A 15,525-nucleotide genomic window follows, 5' to 3' on the forward strand; every position below is an offset into this window, starting at 1 on the left:
TGGTGATGCACCACGCATCGGTGACGTCCCTCACCTTTCGGCGGCTGAGACGACAGTGCCACGAAGGACTATGGCGCGTCCAACACTAAATGAGTCTCAGATAATGACGTTTTTGGTCTCAATGTCCGGCGTCGGCAGAATCTCCTCGGACGTCTCCAGTGCGACGGCGAGTGCATCGGTCATGTGCCGGGGTGACCAGGCAATTCCGTGATTCATGAACGTCGGCTCGCCGGTGAGTGGGACGAACACACTGCCAGGTGGGGTGATAGCAGCCATGCCGGACGTCATCAGCGCTACACCGACGCCGGCGGCAACGAGCATGAGGATCATGTACGGATCGGTGATCTCCTGGACGACGCGAGGCCTGAAGTCTGCGTTCATGCAGGCGCGCATCGCGGTTTCCTGGAGGGCGGAGCCGGCTGAGAGCGGGGTGGTCACGAATCCGTCGTCGGCCAATTCGCGGAGATCGATCGCGTCCCTCTCGGCAAGGGGATGGTCGATCGGAAGTACGGCGCCGAACGCCTCCCGTCGGATCAGCCGGGTAGACAGTGATGCGGATTCCACCGGTAGTCCGACGAAGGCGAGGTCGAGGGCGCCGCTCTCGAGTTGAATGACCGCGTCGCGCGTCATGATCCGGCCGAGGAGTGTCAGTTCGACTTCCGGATAGCGCTGACGCAACGCGCGGGTGAGCGGCGGAAGTGCTTGATAGTTGAGCACTCCGGTGAACCCGATCGTGACTCGTCCGTAGACGCCTCCCGACGACGCACGTGTAGCGTGTCGTGCCGTCTCCATGTTCTCGATGACGCGATAGGCGTGGGGGAGAAAGGCATGTCCGCCGGACGTGAGTGCGACGCTGCGAGTGCTTCGTTCGAACAACTTGACGCCGATGTCCTTTTCGAGCTTTCGGATCATCTGGCTGAGCGGCGACTGGGCCATCTGGAGCCGTGATGCGGCCCGCCCGAAGTGAAGTTCTTCCGCAACCGCGACAAACGCGTGCAACCAGCGGGTTTCCATCGCCAAGGCCTCCAGTTATTTGACGTTGACAACAAACGCCATATATTCAGAATTTCTACACAGTGTGACGGCAATTATGCCTGTTTGCAACATAAATTGAGTGCGTAGCGCACAGAAACTCAGGAGTGAATGCGATGCAGGGTTACCCAGAGGGTGTCACCGCGCTCGTTACCGGCGGTGCGAGCGGAATCGGCGCCGCCAGTGCAAAGCTGTTGACGGAGAGGGGAGTTCGGGTGGTAACGGCAGATCTTGCCGAGGGTGCGGACGAACAACTCGACGTGAGTGATCCGACAGCAGTCGATGCGCTTCGAACCAGACTCGGCAGAGTCGACATCTTGATCAACAGTGCGGGAATCGTAGGACCATCAGCGCCACTCGTCGACGTCGACCTCGCGGCTTGGCGGCGTACGTTCCGCATCAACGTCGAAGGGACATTCCTGATGTGCCGGGCGTTCGTGCCGGGGATGGTTGCGTCCGGGTGGGGGCGGGTCGTCAATCTCGCGAGTATTGCTGCCAAGGACGGAAACCCGAATCAGAGTGCATATTCCGCGTCCAAAGCGGCAGTCGTCGCGCTGACGAAGTCGCTCGGCAAAGAGGTCGCCACCACCGGTGTGCTGGTCAACGCGATTGCTCCCGCGGCCGTGGAAAGTCCTATGAATGCCGGCACCGATCCGGCCATCCTCGCTCGTTCGCAGTCTTTGACGCCGATGGCACGGATGGGGCGGGCCGACGAGATCGCTGAACTGATCTCCTGGCTGTCGTCGTCGGCGGTGAGTTACTCGACGGGTGCTGTGTACGACGCCAGCGGTGGCCGCGCAACGTACTGAATTACCTTCTGGAAGAAGTCGATCAGAACTGGAGCAGTGACTGCCACAGTTCGCGAGATGCGTCCTGGTACTCGAGCATGTGCGAGATCAGTTCACGTAGTGGCTGCGTCGGTTCGAGTTCTTCCGGAAGGAGCGGATTGCGCACGATGACCGCGATCACCGCGCTGCCCAAGGCAAGTGATTCACGGGCAGCCTCCTCGCGACTGATTGTCGCCAGGCGTGTTTGCGCCTGTGTGAGTGCTTCACGGGCCTCGGCGATGTCGACCAACAGTGCTTCCGAGTTCCAGAGTGTGCGGATTGTCGAATCATCCTCGGGGGCAAGGTGAGCGATTTCCATGACAGCCGATTCGGGGGCGGCGCCGAGTCGGCGGAGAGTGCGGCGGGCGCTGTCCGTGCCGCCGAGCAGATTGTTCGGGCGGACGGCGAGTGTGGGCTTCCACTCCTCGTAGCCCGCCAGGCGCAGCGCCTGATCGTGTCTTCGGGCGGCAGTGCGGTCGCTTCGTTTGAGCGCTGAGTGCTCGACGGCTATCCACGTGCCGTCCCAGGGGCGTATGCGATCGGTGCGAGTTCGCCACCCCTCGACCTCGCTGTAGGTGGGGATGCCGTCCGGGTTGAGGACGTACGTTCCACGAGCGGTGCGACGCAGTTTGTTCTCGCGGCACAGGCGGCCCGTTGCCACGCGAACGCTCGATGCGCTGACACCGACGATCTCGCCGGCGCGGGTCAGCACTGCAGTGCTGAACTCGGTGTCCGGACTCGCCGTTGCGAGGTCCAGCACAACTCGGGTTGCGGACATTCCTCGATCAGTTTGTAACAACTTTTGAACAACTCCCGACAAATTCTGTTACAAGTGGCATGGTGGGTACCGGGAAACCTTATCCGCGAGCAGTGAGGAAATATCGTGACCGACTCCGATCGACCAGGTGGCGATGTCTATGTGGAGCGTGACGGTGGCGTCACCGTCATCGTGATGAATCGCCCTGATCGCAAGAATGCGGTGGACGGGCCGATGGCGGCGCAGTTGCGTGATGCCTTCCTGGAGTTCGAATCGGACGAGAGTCAGAAGGTGGCGATTCTGTGGGGCGCGGGCGGCACATTTTGTGCCGGTGCGGATTTGACCGCAGTCTCCGACCCCGCCCGCGTGCACGAGTTGCATCCGGAAGGCGGCGGCACCGGCCCGATGGGGCCGAGTCGGTTGGTGTTGTCCAAGCCATTGATCGCCGCCGTCAGCGGATACGCGGTTGCAGGAGGGCTCGAGCTTTCATTGCTCGCGGACCTGAGGATCTGCGAGGAGGATTCCGTGTTCGGAGTCTTCTGCCGGCGCTGGGGAGTTCCTCTCATCGATGGTGGGACCGTGCGACTGCCGCGAATCGTCGGGCAGGGGCGAGCGCTCGACATGATCTTGACCGGTCGCCCGGTCGACGCTCCGGAGGCGCTGGCCTTCGGACTGGCCAATCGTGTTGTTCCAGTGGGGCAGTCACTCCAGGCAGCCAAGGAGCTTGCGCACCAGTTGTCCGCTTTCCCTCAACTCTGCATGCTCGCGGATCGCGCGTCGGCCTACCGATCTTTTGATCTACCACTTGCCGAAGCACTGCGGGCCGAGGGCGTCGCGGGAAATCCCATTGTCATCGCTGAAGGTGTGCGCGGCGCTGCTGCGTTCGCCGCGGGCGCCGGCCGGCACGGCCGGTTCGAGAACAACCCGAATTCGAACGAGGAAACTGAACCATGATGCCCATAACCAGAGACCTGATCGCCCGTGGTGCGCGACAGCACGGATCGCGAACAGCCGTCGTTTTCGGCGATCGATCGATGACGTTCACGGAAGTGGACGAACTCAGCAGCCGATTGGCGCACACATTCATCGCCCTCGGTATCGGGCGTGGTGCACGGGTTGCATTGCTGGTCAACAACTCTCTTGCCAGCGTCCCCGTCGATTTTGCCTGTGTCAAAGCCGGCATCAACAGGGTTCCGCTCAACTCGCGTCTCTCGCTCGACGAGCACGCGAGAATGCTCGAGGACACCGACACCTCGCACGTCGTCTTCGGTAGTGACCTCGCCGACCGCGCCGCTGAACTGTCCGCCAGGTTCCCCGAACGTACGTTCATCGGGCTGGAAACAGGTTCGGCGCGGCAGCGTTCGCTGCTCGACCAAGCACAGAGCATGCCTTCGGACACACCGGACGTCGAGTTAGCTCCCGACGATGTGATCCTGACGCTGTTCACCTCCGGGACCACGGGAACATTGAAGGCCGCGCAGCACACTCAGCGCAGCTACGCCGGCATCTGCCGCAATGTTCTGCTCAATCTGCTTCCGGCGACTCAGGACGACACGATGCTGCACGCGGCATCACTGATTCATGCCAGCGGTGTCTTCGTGCTTCCGTTCTGGCTGCGTGGCGGCAAGACCGTCATCCTTCCCGGATTCGACCCGTCGACCTTCTTGGACTCGATAACCGAGCATCGGGCTACGGCAATCAATCTGGTGCCGACGATGATTCAGATGCTCCTCGAACGCCCTGATTTTGCGAGCGCAGACATCTCGAGTCTGAAATCCGTGATCTACGGTGCGTCGCCGATGCCGCTGGCCACTATCGAACGTGCAATGCAGGCGTGGGGGCAACACCGTTTTCTCCAGTACTACGGGCAGACCGAGGCACCGCTGTGTATTGCAGTCTTACGGCCCGAAGATCACACGGAAGATCGCCTGCTGTCCTGTGGTCAGCCCGCCATCGACGTCGAGATCAGGCTGCTCGACGGCGAGGGAAACGAAGTGCCCCAGGGAGAACCGGGTGAAATCGTGATCCGCTCGCCATCGGCGATCGCCGGATACTTCAATGCACCGGAACTGAATGCGGACACCTTCACCGAAGACGGCTGGGTTCACACCCGTGACATCGGTCAGTTCGACGCCGAAGGATTCTTGTTCTTGAAGGACCGAGCTTCGGACATGATCATCAGCGGCGGATACAACGTCTACCCCCGTGAAGTCGAGGATGCACTCCTGACGCATCCGTCTGTCCGTGAGGTCGCCGTGGTGGGTACCGCCGACGCCAAGTGGGTGGAGGCGGTCACGGCTGTGGTGGTACTCGAGGACTGGACCGTCGAAAACGACGCACTGCAAGCATCATTGGTCGCGCACGTCGGCGAGCGACTGGCGTCGTACAAGAAGCCGCGTCGGGTTGTTTTCGCAGAATCCATACCGAAGACGGCCGTCGGCAAGCTTAATCGGAAGGCGCTGCGAGACGAACTCCGCGACGCTATCTAACTCCGCGAGTGCGGAATTGAACGCTGATTCTCGGCCCGAGGGCCCGTGCACTCTTCGGGACACAGTGTTCCCACGTGCGTTGGCAGGATCCGCCCATGACGAGTAGATCTCCGTGTCCGAGATTGAAGCGGATGGATTCGCCGCCCCCACGAGGGCGCAGTAGGAGCGGGCGAGCCGCACCGAGAGACAGGATGGCCACCATCGTGTCCTCGGTGCGACTTCGTCCCGTATCGTCCCCGTGCCAGGCAACGCTGTCGGAACCGTCGCGATAGAAACACAGACCCGACGTGGCGAATGGTTCACCGAGTTCGTCGAAGTAGTGACTGCTCAGCGCGTCTTTGGCTTCGGTGAGAAGTGCGTCCGGCAGTGGTTGATTCTCTGCGTAGAAACACACCAGACGAGGGACGTCGACAACGCGGTCGTACATCTGACGCCGTTCGGAACGCCACGGCACCGAGGCTTCCAGATTGTCGAACACGGCCTCCGATCCGGTCAGCCAGGCCGGGCGATGGTCGACCCATGCGCCGGCGGTGAGAATACGTCGCTGCACCGTGCCGTCGAGATCGGCCAAAGAAACGCCGAGGTCACCGTTGTCGAACAGAGACGGTTGCATCGTGGCGGTCATAGGCTCCACCGTACACCGAAATCGAACATATGTTCCCATGAATCTTGATTGCAGTGCTGGACGGCTGTTCATCCTTGCTGGGTGATGTCCGTCGGCGTGAACCTTTGAATACTGTTCTCACGCTATTTCGCCGAAGAAGGGGACGTCATGACTGCTCCGCACCAATCTCATGCGAACCATCCTGTCCGACAAGGCTTTGCCATCGGGACCACGGTGGCGGCAGCCTGCCTGCTCTTCGTCGCGGGAATCGTCGCGTTGCTCCAGGGCATCGCGGCTCTCGCAGACAACGACCTGCTGATCGTCGGAGTCAACTACACCTTCGAATTCGATGTCACGACATGGGGTTGGATCCACATCGTGCTCGGAATCATCGGCATCGCGGTGTCGCTGGGATTGTTCGTCGGCATGACGTGGGCCCGCGGCATGGCCTTCGTGATCGCGGCGCTCTCGATCGTGGCGAATTTCCTGTGGATGCCGTACTACCCGCTGTGGTCGATCGTGATCATCGCCCTCGACGTCGCCGTGATCTGGGCCGTCGCGACCTGGCGACCTGACGAGGTGTGATCCTCTGACCGAAGTGAGTGGTTCACCTGCGACAGGTGAACCACTCACTTCGCTGTGTCCGGGCCTCCACGGTTGGCCTCATCCCTACGCGGCGTCAGCGCCGTTTCGGTGACTCGCGATCCTGGTTCTCGCGCGGACGCATGTCCTTCGTCGATCGGTGTGGGAAGCCGTGGATCATCGAGCAAGAGATCCAGCAGATCACCACCGTTGCGATTCCGAGTCCGATCGACGCGAATGGTTCCTGCGTGGCCAGCCAGACGCTCAGTCCGATTGCCGTCCCGACGATCAGAATCAGGATGGTGTCGAGTCGTGTCGTTTGCATCGAAATCATCGCCTGGCACAGATTGTTTTCGGCGGCCCGCTGGTTTTGGCGGCCCGCCACCCGGCGAGTGACAGCCGGGGGCAGACCTTGCGCGGCTGACCCCTCGCTCTGGAAATCGCCGCCGCAAGTGATCAATACCCGCGAAATTCGTCTGCGAAACTATTGGCAGGCAGAACAGGACCTTAGGCCTCAAGGCCGGCATGTCGGCCTTGACTATGACGTAGCGTCATAGTTGATGCTGTTCGTATGCGAATCAGCGACGTGGCCAGTGCGGCAGGCACCACTCCGCGGACCGTTCGGCACTATCACCGACTGGGGCTGCTGGCCGAGCCGAGACGACTGTCCAACGGTTACAGAACTTACGAACTTCCCGATCTGGTCAGGCTGATGCGCATTCGTTGGCTCTCCGCCGCCGGCATTCCACTCGGATCCATTGCCGCGATGATCGAACCGAAGCCGATCGATGCACGAGAACCGGACGACTTCGCCGAAGATCTTTCCTCCTTGATCGCGGAGATAGACCGGAAACAGCGCGTCCTCGCAGACCAGCGAGTGCGGCTCCAGGAAATGCTCTCGGCGCGAGGCGCCGGCCGGGTGGTCTCGCCGCTTCCGGTGGAGTTGCTGTCTGCGTTCGACGAGTTGATCGCGTCGTCCCCGACGGATTCGGTTCGGCGTCTGTTCGAGCGTGAACGCGACATGTGGGAATTGGTGGCGATCTCGGGAGCAGCGCCACACGAACTGTTCTCCACGGCTGCGCGATTGCTGTCCGACGAGGGCGACCGGAAGAGAATTGTCGATCTGTACCGTCGTTTCGCCGCTCTGGCTGGGCGCGAGGTCGCCGAGGTTGCAGACGAGATCGCGTACTTGTCGGACGAACTGGAGGAATCACTGGACGGGGTGCTCGGCGATGTGTACTCAGACGGAGACTCCGCAGGTGTGGGATTCTCGGTTGGGATCGCGGACCTGGTGCCCGATCCAGCGCAACGTGAAGTGGTCGCGCGCGTCGCAACACGTCTCATGTCAGGCGGTACGGCGTGATCCGATCACTGTGGTTGCTCTCGACGGGTCGGAGAGACGGAGGTTCCAGTGATACAGCGACTTTCGGCTACGCGAGGGGGACAATGTCGATACCGGTGGCATTTGTTGCGGCGAGTGTGATCGAGGCCGTAGCGATTCACTTCCTGGTGCCGTGGCAGTGGCTTCGCGTCGTGCTGCTCGTTGCAACGGTGTTGTCGCTGATTGCGATTGGCGGTTGGCTTGCCGGACGCGTCGTGCACCCGCACCTCGTCTCGGCTCGAACGGTAGTGTTTCGATCCGGCACGGGCATTCGAGTCGAGGTGGACCGATCACGGATTTCGCGGGCGAGCATGGTCCGAAGATTCGGTGAGACAGCAAATGCGATTGTCGACGATCGCTTGGTTCTGCCGGGGCCCGATGGCACTGTCGTGGATGTCGACTTCGATCAGCCGCTCTCGGTCACGCTCCCGAAACGGCTCTCGAAGGCCAGTCCCACCACGATCGGTGGGCTGCGGTTGCATGTCGATCAACCCGGCGAGTTCTGTGCTGCATTGGGGCCGAACTGAATTCGCAACGATCGTTGGATCCGGTCAGTACGGAGACTTCGGTGGAAGACCTTCACGGAACGGATCGACAACCAGCCATTGCACCGTGCCACCGACATTCCATAGTGCACCGGGGTTGTCGAGCGAGGCCGCGTACGTTGCCGCAGCTTGGTCGCCGGCGATCTCACCGCTCTCGCCCGACGGCGGGTTGGGCTCGAGGAATTCGGAGGGGTGCGGCCCTGGCCATGCAGGCACGTCGAACGGGGAAATGCTGGTGTCGATGAAGCCAGGTCGATGCACGGTCACCCGGTCGGGAACTTGCTTGGTTTCCGCCGCCACGGCGATCCCTGGTCCTTCGGCAGCTTCGCCGTCGCCGCTACCGCAGCCGGCCACTGCAAGAACAAGTCCCGTGATTGCCGCACCCAGTATCGCATGACGTATCCGCACCGTTTTCTCCTAGCCGGGGCTGACCCCGTTCGAACTCCACTATTGCATCTCGCCAACTCCGCGGGATGCGTCTTTCGATAAATGTGGGAAACGCACTGAATGTGCGTAGAAGACTCGGATTGCCAAACTATTCAGCGGTCGATCGAGGTGCGGTGGCAACGGATTGTGCCTGCCACCGTTCTTCGATGCGGCCGTACCGCCACACAAGGAGGGCGATCATCCAGGTGGCAACGAAGAGTCCGACGATGATGAAGCCCATCGCGCCGAGATCCAAGTTCCCGATGGCGCCGAGAATCCCGTCGTGGATGTCGAGTTTGTCGGTGAAGATCGAGATGATTTCCTGGGTCCCGATCAGCAGTGCCACTGCCACCGAGAGTCCGGTGATCACCATGTTGTAGTAGATCTTTCGTACCGGCTGGGCAAATGCCCAACCGTAAGCGAAGTTCATGAACGATCCGTCGATCGAGTCGAACAGAGACATCCCGGCGCAGAAGAGTATCGGTAGAACGAGGATCGAATACCACGGGAGCCCTGTCGCTGCCGCGCCGCCGGCGATCACCAACAGTCCCACTTCGGTGACGGTGTCGAATCCCAGTCCGAACAGTAGGCCGACCGGGTACATATGCCAGGGCTTGCGAACCATCTTCATCACCGGGCCCAGGATCTTGTTGAGGGCGCCGCGGCTGTCGAGTTCCTTCTCGAGTTGTTCCTCGTCGAAGGTTCCGGCCTTGTACTTCGTGTACACCCGATGAATCCCGATGAGAGAGAAAAGATTCAGGAGGCCGATCAAGATCAGGAACGTTCCGGAAATGGTGGTGCCGAACAAGCCGGTCCACTTCTCCAGATCGGAGTTGTCGTCGGAAAGGCTGGTGGCAAGTTGCCGCACACCCAACGCCAGAAGTGCGACGAGAACAAAGACGATGGTGGAGTGTCCGAGTGAAAACCAGAAACCGACGGACATCGGTTTCTTGCCGTCCGCCACCAACTTCCGAGTGGTGTTGTCGATGGCGGCGATGTGATCGGCGTCAAAAGCATGGCGCATGCCCAGCGTGTACGCCGTGACACCGAGTCCGATGCCGAAGACACTGCCTTCGATCGTGTAGTGGCCGGGGACAACCAGACCGAGAAGAACTGCCCACCCGACGACGTTGAGTGCAACGACGGTGACGGTCATTCCGATGATGCTTCGACGCTGGCCTCGATCCAGACTGTGCCAAGCGCCGGCGATTCGGGTGCCCGTCGTGGTCATTGTCGTGGACATCGAACCTCACCGATCTTTCAGTCGCGGCCGGCGGCCACCCTACTGAAATCGTGTAAGTGTTCAACTGTTCAGATAAGCGCCTGGAGGTTACAAATCACCCATCCGGGAGTAAAACTGCTTTGCTCCCGGATGGGAAACGCTCAGGCAAACACGGTATTGACCAGTGCGACGTAGATCGTCGTTCCGACAACGATGCTCAGGACGGCATTCTTTCGCCACAGGTGCGCGGCGATTGTGGCACACACTGCAATCAGTTCGGGGAGGCCGTGAGACGGGGCGGTGATCGACACCCCTTTGAGTGAATACATCACGAGGATCAGCATGACGCCGGCCGGCATGTAGATGCCGAGGTAGCCGACCAGGGCGGAGGAGCGCAGCGGCATGAGCGCGGCGAAGGGGATTGCGCGCAGCGCGAAGGTGACCACGGCCATGACTGCGACCGCCGCAAAGATGTACGAGGTGTCAGGCATCGATCTTCGCCTTTCGTGAGTCGTAGACAAAGCGGCCGATCAGGAAGAGCACGAAGGCGCCCATTGCAATTGGCAGCATGTGATCCGGGGCTGCGAGCCGGGCGACCAGAGCGCAGGTGACCGCAGCGACCGGCACCGCGAATCCGTTTTGTGCGCGAATTGCCTCGATCGAGAGGACGACGAACAGTGCGGTCAGAGCGAAGTCGAGACCGACTATCGAATCTGGAATCCACTGTCCTGCCGTCGCGCCCAGGATCGCGCCACCGATCCAGTAGCCGTGGAGGTACAGCTGGGAGTAGACGATGACGCGTCCGGTGAGTGCCTTGGGATCGGCAGTTACCGACATCGCATAGGCCTCGTCGGTCAGCGCGAACATGCTGTAGAAGCGGGCGAAGGGGTTGCGAATCTTTTCCAGCGGAAAACTCAAGGCGTAGAACACATGTCGAAAGTTGACCAGCAGTGCGGTCAGAGCGACGTACGGCAGTGGTGTCATGGCCGCGACCATTCCGACGGCGAGAAACTCCAGCGATCCGGCGTAGATCAGCGAGGTGAAAGCGACTGCCCACCAAGGGTTGAGGCCCTGTTGGACCACAAGAACGCCCAGGGCTATCCCGAGTGGGAGCAGGCCGAATCCGACCGGCAGCGACAGTTGGAAGGCGTGCCGCCACGCCGGGGTTCGCGGCGAGAGTTCGACGGCAGGCGCGGCCGTCGACGATGCTGGTTCGATCACGACGCAAATCTATAACAAAGATCGAGGTGATCGATTGCTCAGAATGCCCACATATTGAACAGTGCGCAATAATAGTGCGATGGATGCCATGGATGACGCAATTTTGTTTCACCTCCGTCAGGACTCGAGTCTGACGAACACGGAATTGGCGGATCTGGTGGGTCTGACACCGTCCCCTTGCCTGCGCCGCGTGAAAAAGCTCGAAGCCGACGGAATCATCACCGGGTACCGCGCGATCGTCAGTCAGGAAGCGCTTGGCCGAGGATTTCAGGTGATCGTCACCGCCGAGATCGGAGTCAACGACCAGGCGACCATCGAGGACTTCGAATCCCAGGTCGCCGCCTTCGACGAAGTGATCGAATGTCGGCGGTTGTTCGGAATTCCCGACTACTTCATTCGGGTCGCGGTGAAAGATCTCGCGACGTACGAGAACTTCATGGTCACCAAGCTCAGCGGGCTTCCGGCTGTCTCGCGGGTGACATCGCTGATCACCATGAAGACCATCAAGAGTGTCGACTGATGCCCGGGCTCGGCTGAACCTTCACTAGGTGTCGGTGGTCGGCGTTAACGTCGGAACATGGGATACGAATTTCAAGTCACAGTAGATTCGGCACATCCGCACGAACAGGCGAAGTGGTGGGCCGCAGCACTCGGGTGGGCAGCGGAGCCCAGCGACGAAGACTTCATCAGGGGCCTCGTCGCTGCTGGTCACGCCAAGGAATCTGACACCACGACCTTCGAGGGAGTTCTCGTCTGGCGCGAAGGTGCAGCCATCAGCGATCCGGAGCATCCCGAACGTCCCCGCGTTCTGTTCCAACTGGTTCCGGAATCGAAGACGGTGAAGAACCGGCTCCATTTCGACATACGAGTGGGCGACAAGCGCGAGGATGTCGCAGCGCACCTCGAGACGGTGGGGGCGACGATCCTGCACCGTGGAGCGCAGGGGCCGAGCGTGTGGATCACGATGACCGATCCCGAAGGAAACGAGTTCTGCGTCAGCTAGCGGTACGAACTCGGAGTGTCGCCGGTCCATCGTTTGAAGGCCCGACGGAACGCGCTGGGCTCGGAGAACCCCAATCGCGCCGAGAGTACTTCGACGGATTCTCCGCGCCGCAAACCAGCGATGGCTACGTCGCGGAGCACTTCCTCGCGCAGTTGATTCAGTGATGTTCCGTCACGCCGCAGCAGTCGACGCAGATGGGGAACGCTGATCGAGAGCATCTCGGCGATCTCCTCGGCCGTGGAGGTTCGCCCCTTCACCCCGAGTTCGAGGACCCGTCGCACCTGCGCCGACGCAGTGCTGTCGTAGTCGCGTTCGGACATGAGCTGAATCGGAGATTCTCGGAGGTACTCCTCCAACGTCTCCTCGGTTTGGATGATCGGTGCGCGCATGGCCGAGTTGTCGAACTCCAGTGCCGCTCGCTGCGCGCCGAAGGTGACCGGCGCTCCGAAGATGTAGTCGTAGTCCTGCGCCAACCGCGCATCCGGTGCCGAGTACGGAAATTCGACTGCCCGAAGTCGGACGCGCTTTCCGATCAACCACGCGGAAAATCGGTGCAGCAAGATCAGGACAAAATCGGTTGTGACACGTTCTGCGACATCAGGTTCGGCGACGCCTTCGCGAGCTCGGACTGCGAAGCTCACCCGCGTGCTTTCCTCGCCCTTTTCGATCGCCAGTGGGGCGAGAGCCGGTAGTGCACGGATCACGTCGGACATTCGAGCGAACGCTGATCCGAGGTCAGGGCAATGGATCAACGTCAGGCAGATCAATCGGAAAGTGCCACGGGGGACCGGGGCGGATCCGAGGCCGAACAATTCGTCATCGGTGATCTGCCAGGTGGTTTGAATGAAGGTGGTGACCTGAGTTGGGGTCAGCCGCGCGCGAGCGTCCGACAATGTCTCCAGGTCGATCCCAGCAGCTCGCAGTGCACCAGACAAATCGACGTCGTTGTCCGGCGAGAACGCGAGGTAGCGGTGGACGAATGCGGTCGGGATGGTCCGCGCTGTCATGGGTGCGCTGCTCCTTGGAGCAGGTGGAGACGGCGTGCAGCTTCGGAAAGAATGTGGTCCTGCTTGCAGAAGGCGAAGCGCACCAGGTGCTTCCAATCGTCGCGGTTGTCCGCGAACACGTCGACCGGTACGGCCGCGACGCCGATACGCTCGGGCAGTGCGCGACAGAAATCTCCCGCGTCGGTTTCACCCAACGGTCTGATGTCGGCAAGGAGGAAGTACGTGCCGCCGCCGGAATGCACCGTGAAACCGGCCTCGGTCAGAGCTTTTCCGAGTACGTTCCGTTTGCCCTGCAAGCTCTGTCGAAGTTCGACGACCCACGGCTGTTCGTTGGTCAGCGCGTAGGCAACGGCCGGTTGGAATGGTGCACCGGCAACAAATGACATGAACTGCTTGGCGGCACGGACTCCGTCGATGAGTTCTCGGGGGCCGATCGCCCAGCCGGTCTTCCAGCCGGTGACATTGAAAGTCTTTGCGGCACTGGACACAGTGACGGTGCGCTCACGCATGCCCGGGAGCGACGCCATCGGTGTGTGGGTGAGGCCGTCGAAGACCAAGTGCTCGTAGACCTCGTCACTCAACACGATCAGGTCGCGTTCGCACGCGAGTTCGGCGATCGCTCGAAGTTCGTGATCGGTGAATACGGTGCCGGTGGGGTTGTGAGGACTGTTGACGATCAGCATCTTCGTCTTGGCGGTGATCGCACCGCGCAATGCATCGAGATCGACCGCGAATCCGTCTCCCGCGGCGACCAGCGGAACAGTCCGACGCACAGCGCCTGCCAATGCGACGGATGCAGCGTAGGAGTCGTAGTACGGCTCGATCAGCACTACTTCTTCGCCGGGTTCGACCAGTCCGAGAATTGCAGCACTGATCGCCTCGGTGGCGCCGACGGTGACCAGAACTTCGGAGTCGGGATCGCTGTCGAGTCCGTAGCGGACGCGCCGATCCTCCGCGATGGCCTGACGCAAGACGGGCATGCCCGGACCGGGCGGGTATTGATTGACGCCCTCGGCGATGGCTCGGCGCGCTACTTCGAGCATGGCCGCAGGACCGTCGGTATCCGGAAAGCCCTGACCGAGGTTGACCGCGTCGTGAAGTGTGGCCAACGCTGTCATCTCGGCGAAGATCGTGGATGCGAACGGCTGCAGACGCGAGACGGTGCGGTTGCGGGGCGTCGAAGGCATCTTTGCAGCTTAGTCGGCTGACACCGCATCCTCACATCCGCTCGGACGCGGTGCTTGTCACGTTTGAATCGCCGCCATCGTCCAACTCTGTAGAGAGCATCGAATCCGGTGCCCCAGAACATACGGAGGCTTGCCATGACTCGCATTCCCGCAGTGACACCGTCAGAAGCCAGTCCGTTGATCAAAGTGGCATACAAATTCGCCGCCAGGCAGTACGACGAAGTCCCCGAGCCCTTTGCCGTCCTGGCCAACCATCGGAAATTGTTCGTCGCGGCTGCCCGTCACGAGATGGCCGTGCAGAAGGCGTCGAAGGTGCTGCCGTCGAACATTCGTGAACTGGCCGTCTATCGCGTCGCCTGGACTGTCGGCTGCTCGTGGTGTGTCGACTTCGGGACGATGCTCTCGCGCCTGGACGGTTTGGACATCGACAAGCTGAAAGGGATCGCGAATTACCGGGATTCACCGAAGTACAGCGAGGACGAGCGGGCCGCGATCGCCTACGCCGATGCCATGACCGGTGACCCGCACGGGGAGAACGGGGTGACGGACGAGCAGGTCGCGGATCTCGAGCGCAGGTTCGGGCGAGCGGGCGTCGTGGAACTGACCTATCAGATCGGGCTCGAAAACATGCGCGCCCGGATGTATTCGGCGTTGGGGATCACCGAGCAAGGGTTCAGCACCGACTCCTGCCGCGTGCCCTGGGCCGAAGAATGATGCGCTGACTCGTCTACGGCAACTATCGACAATGCTCCGCAGATACGTGATCATGATTGACTAGTTCACGCATCTGCGGAGTATTTCGGCTTGTTAGGTCCGCACTTGCGACCTACGATCACCTGGTGCCCAACATTCGAATCCGCGAAGCTGCCGGTCTGCTCGGTGTCAGTGACGACACCGTTCGACGGTGGGTCGACGGTGGGCTTCTCACCGCGAGGACGGACGACTCCGGCCGCAAGGTCATCGACGGTGCCGAGTTGGCGGGCTTCGCCCGGTCCAACGCCGGACCCGCACCGGCCGATCCGCTCGCGGGTGCGAGTTCGGCCCGCAACCGGTTCGCCGGCCTCGTCACCAAGGTCGTCACCGACAAGGTGATGGCCCAGGTCGAAATGCAGTGTGGGCCCTTCACTGTCGTCTCGTTGATGAGTACCGACGCGGTTCGGGAGCTCGGACTCGAGGTCGGGAGTATCGGAGTCGCAATCGTGAAGGCCACCACGGTCATCGTGGAAACGCCGTAGTTCTGAA

General features: G+C 61.3%; 20 protein-coding genes. 10 read left to right on the plus strand and 10 right to left on the minus strand.

Translation table 11 applies throughout. The features are described 5' to 3' along the window. Nucleotides 1-96: 96 nt before the first annotated feature. The gene (locus R4P70_RS06535; protein WP_054831264.1) at nt 97-1,014 is read right to left on the minus strand and encodes a LysR family transcriptional regulator; all 918 of its coding nucleotides are present in this window, start codon (nt 1,012-1,014) and stop codon (nt 97-99) included. A 134-nt stretch (nt 1,015-1,148) separates the two neighbouring features. Between R4P70_RS06535 and R4P70_RS06540 the strand changes: the two genes are divergently transcribed. After that, on the plus strand, nt 1,149-1,841 hold the full coding sequence (locus R4P70_RS06540; protein WP_042952756.1) for an SDR family NAD(P)-dependent oxidoreductase: 693 nt from the start codon (nt 1,149-1,151) through the stop codon (nt 1,839-1,841). Nucleotides 1,842-1,863: 22 nt separating this feature from the next. Here the strand turns inward: R4P70_RS06540 and R4P70_RS06545 are convergent, their stop codons facing one another. Further along, a complete protein-coding gene (locus R4P70_RS06545) occupies nt 1,864-2,637 on the minus strand; it encodes a hypothetical protein (protein WP_019744985.1) in 774 nt (257 codons plus the stop codon). A gap of 105 nt (nt 2,638-2,742) precedes the next feature. On the opposite strand from R4P70_RS06545, the gene R4P70_RS06550 reads away from it, so the two are divergent. Together R4P70_RS06550 and R4P70_RS06555 are read left to right on the plus strand one after the other, a co-directional pair. After that, complete coding sequence (locus R4P70_RS06550) at nt 2,743-3,570, plus strand: crotonase/enoyl-CoA hydratase family protein (protein WP_019744984.1); 828 nt, start codon at nt 2,743-2,745, stop codon at nt 3,568-3,570. Continuing rightward, a complete protein-coding gene (locus R4P70_RS06555; RefSeq protein ID WP_317830565.1) occupies nt 3,567-5,105 on the plus strand; it encodes an AMP-binding protein in 1,539 nt (512 codons plus the stop codon). The genes R4P70_RS06550 and R4P70_RS06555 overlap by 4 nt, the downstream gene beginning before the upstream one ends. Here the strand turns inward: R4P70_RS06555 and R4P70_RS06560 are convergent. Beyond that, nucleotides 5,098-5,730, minus strand: a complete 633-nt coding sequence (locus R4P70_RS06560; RefSeq protein ID WP_279217697.1) for an alpha-ketoglutarate-dependent dioxygenase AlkB — start codon at nt 5,728-5,730, stop codon at nt 5,098-5,100. The genes R4P70_RS06555 and R4P70_RS06560 overlap by 8 nt on opposite strands. A 147-nt stretch (nt 5,731-5,877) precedes the next feature. Here R4P70_RS06560 and R4P70_RS06565 point away from each other — a divergent pair, with 147 nt between their 5' ends. Next, on the plus strand, nt 5,878-6,294 hold the full coding sequence (locus R4P70_RS06565) for a hypothetical protein (RefSeq protein ID WP_003940106.1): 417 nt from the start codon (nt 5,878-5,880) through the stop codon (nt 6,292-6,294). A gap of 94 nt (nt 6,295-6,388) precedes the next feature. Here R4P70_RS06565 and R4P70_RS06570 read toward each other — a convergent pair whose 3' ends face one another. Next, on the minus strand, nt 6,389-6,616 hold the full coding sequence (locus tag R4P70_RS06570) for a hypothetical protein (protein ID WP_020970523.1): 228 nt from the start codon (nt 6,614-6,616) through the stop codon (nt 6,389-6,391). Between the two features lie 246 nt (nt 6,617-6,862). Between R4P70_RS06570 and R4P70_RS06575 the strand changes: the two genes are divergently transcribed. Both R4P70_RS06575 and R4P70_RS06580 read left to right on the plus strand, forming a co-directional pair. Beyond that, nucleotides 6,863-7,654 carry a MerR family transcriptional regulator gene (locus tag R4P70_RS06575; protein WP_317830566.1) on the plus strand — a complete coding sequence of 264 codons (792 nt, stop codon included), beginning with the start codon at nt 6,863-6,865 and terminating at the stop codon, nt 7,652-7,654. Nucleotides 7,655-7,737: 83 nt separating this feature from the next. Beyond that, nucleotides 7,738-8,199 carry a hypothetical protein gene (locus tag R4P70_RS06580; RefSeq protein WP_317830567.1) on the plus strand — a complete coding sequence of 154 codons (462 nt, stop codon included), beginning with the start codon at nt 7,738-7,740 and terminating at the stop codon, nt 8,197-8,199. A gap of 24 nt (nt 8,200-8,223) precedes the next feature. Here R4P70_RS06580 and R4P70_RS06585 read toward each other — a convergent pair whose 3' ends face one another. The 4 genes from R4P70_RS06585 to R4P70_RS06600 all read right to left on the minus strand — a co-directional run bounded on the left by R4P70_RS06585 (nt 8,224) and on the right by R4P70_RS06600 (nt 11,086). Further along, complete coding sequence (locus tag R4P70_RS06585) at nt 8,224-8,625, minus strand: hypothetical protein (RefSeq protein ID WP_317830568.1); 402 nt, start codon at nt 8,623-8,625, stop codon at nt 8,224-8,226. Between the two features lie 127 nt (nt 8,626-8,752). Beyond that, nucleotides 8,753-9,886, minus strand: coding sequence for a HoxN/HupN/NixA family nickel/cobalt transporter (locus R4P70_RS06590; RefSeq protein WP_133727962.1), 1,134 nt, complete (start codon nt 9,884-9,886; stop codon nt 8,753-8,755). 140 nt (nt 9,887-10,026) lie between these two features. Further along, the gene (locus R4P70_RS06595) at nt 10,027-10,356 is read right to left on the minus strand and encodes a branched-chain amino acid transporter permease (RefSeq protein WP_003940007.1); all 330 of its coding nucleotides are present in this window, start codon (nt 10,354-10,356) and stop codon (nt 10,027-10,029) included. After that, on the minus strand, nt 10,349-11,086 hold the full coding sequence (locus R4P70_RS06600) for an AzlC family ABC transporter permease (protein ID WP_020970518.1): 738 nt from the start codon (nt 11,084-11,086) through the stop codon (nt 10,349-10,351). The genes R4P70_RS06595 and R4P70_RS06600 overlap by 8 nt, the downstream gene beginning before the upstream one ends. Nucleotides 11,087-11,165: 79 nt before the next feature. Here R4P70_RS06600 and R4P70_RS06605 point away from each other — a divergent pair, with 79 nt between their 5' ends. Then, on the plus strand, nt 11,166-11,606 hold the full coding sequence (locus R4P70_RS06605; protein ID WP_020970517.1) for an Lrp/AsnC family transcriptional regulator: 441 nt from the start codon (nt 11,166-11,168) through the stop codon (nt 11,604-11,606). Between the two features lie 57 nt (nt 11,607-11,663). Continuing rightward, complete coding sequence (locus R4P70_RS06610) at nt 11,664-12,089, plus strand: VOC family protein (RefSeq protein ID WP_003940409.1); 426 nt, start codon at nt 11,664-11,666, stop codon at nt 12,087-12,089. Here R4P70_RS06610 and R4P70_RS06615 read toward each other — a convergent pair. Continuing rightward, nucleotides 12,086-13,096, minus strand: coding sequence for an AraC family transcriptional regulator (locus tag R4P70_RS06615; protein WP_019744973.1), 1,011 nt, complete (start codon nt 13,094-13,096; stop codon nt 12,086-12,088). The two genes, R4P70_RS06610 and R4P70_RS06615, sit on opposite strands and share 4 nt — an antisense overlap. Then, the gene (locus tag R4P70_RS06620) at nt 13,093-14,283 is read right to left on the minus strand and encodes a pyridoxal phosphate-dependent aminotransferase (protein ID WP_317830569.1); all 1,191 of its coding nucleotides are present in this window, start codon (nt 14,281-14,283) and stop codon (nt 13,093-13,095) included. Before R4P70_RS06620 ends, R4P70_RS06615 begins: the two co-directional genes overlap by 4 nt. A gap of 135 nt (nt 14,284-14,418) precedes the next feature. Here R4P70_RS06620 and R4P70_RS06625 point away from each other — a divergent pair, with 135 nt between their 5' ends. Together R4P70_RS06625 and R4P70_RS06630 are read left to right on the plus strand one after the other, a co-directional pair. After that, nucleotides 14,419-14,997, plus strand: coding sequence for a carboxymuconolactone decarboxylase family protein (locus tag R4P70_RS06625; RefSeq protein ID WP_020908828.1), 579 nt, complete (start codon nt 14,419-14,421; stop codon nt 14,995-14,997). A gap of 125 nt (nt 14,998-15,122) precedes the next feature. Beyond that, nucleotides 15,123-15,518, plus strand: a complete 396-nt coding sequence (locus R4P70_RS06630) for a molybdopterin-binding protein (protein WP_020908827.1) — start codon at nt 15,123-15,125, stop codon at nt 15,516-15,518. The last annotated feature ends 7 nt before the right edge of the window (nt 15,519-15,525 follow it).

The sequence above is a fragment of the Rhodococcus sp. IEGM 1241 genome, assembly GCF_033142365.1.
Taxonomy (GTDB): domain Bacteria; phylum Actinomycetota; class Actinomycetes; order Mycobacteriales; family Mycobacteriaceae; genus Rhodococcus_F; species Rhodococcus_F erythropolis.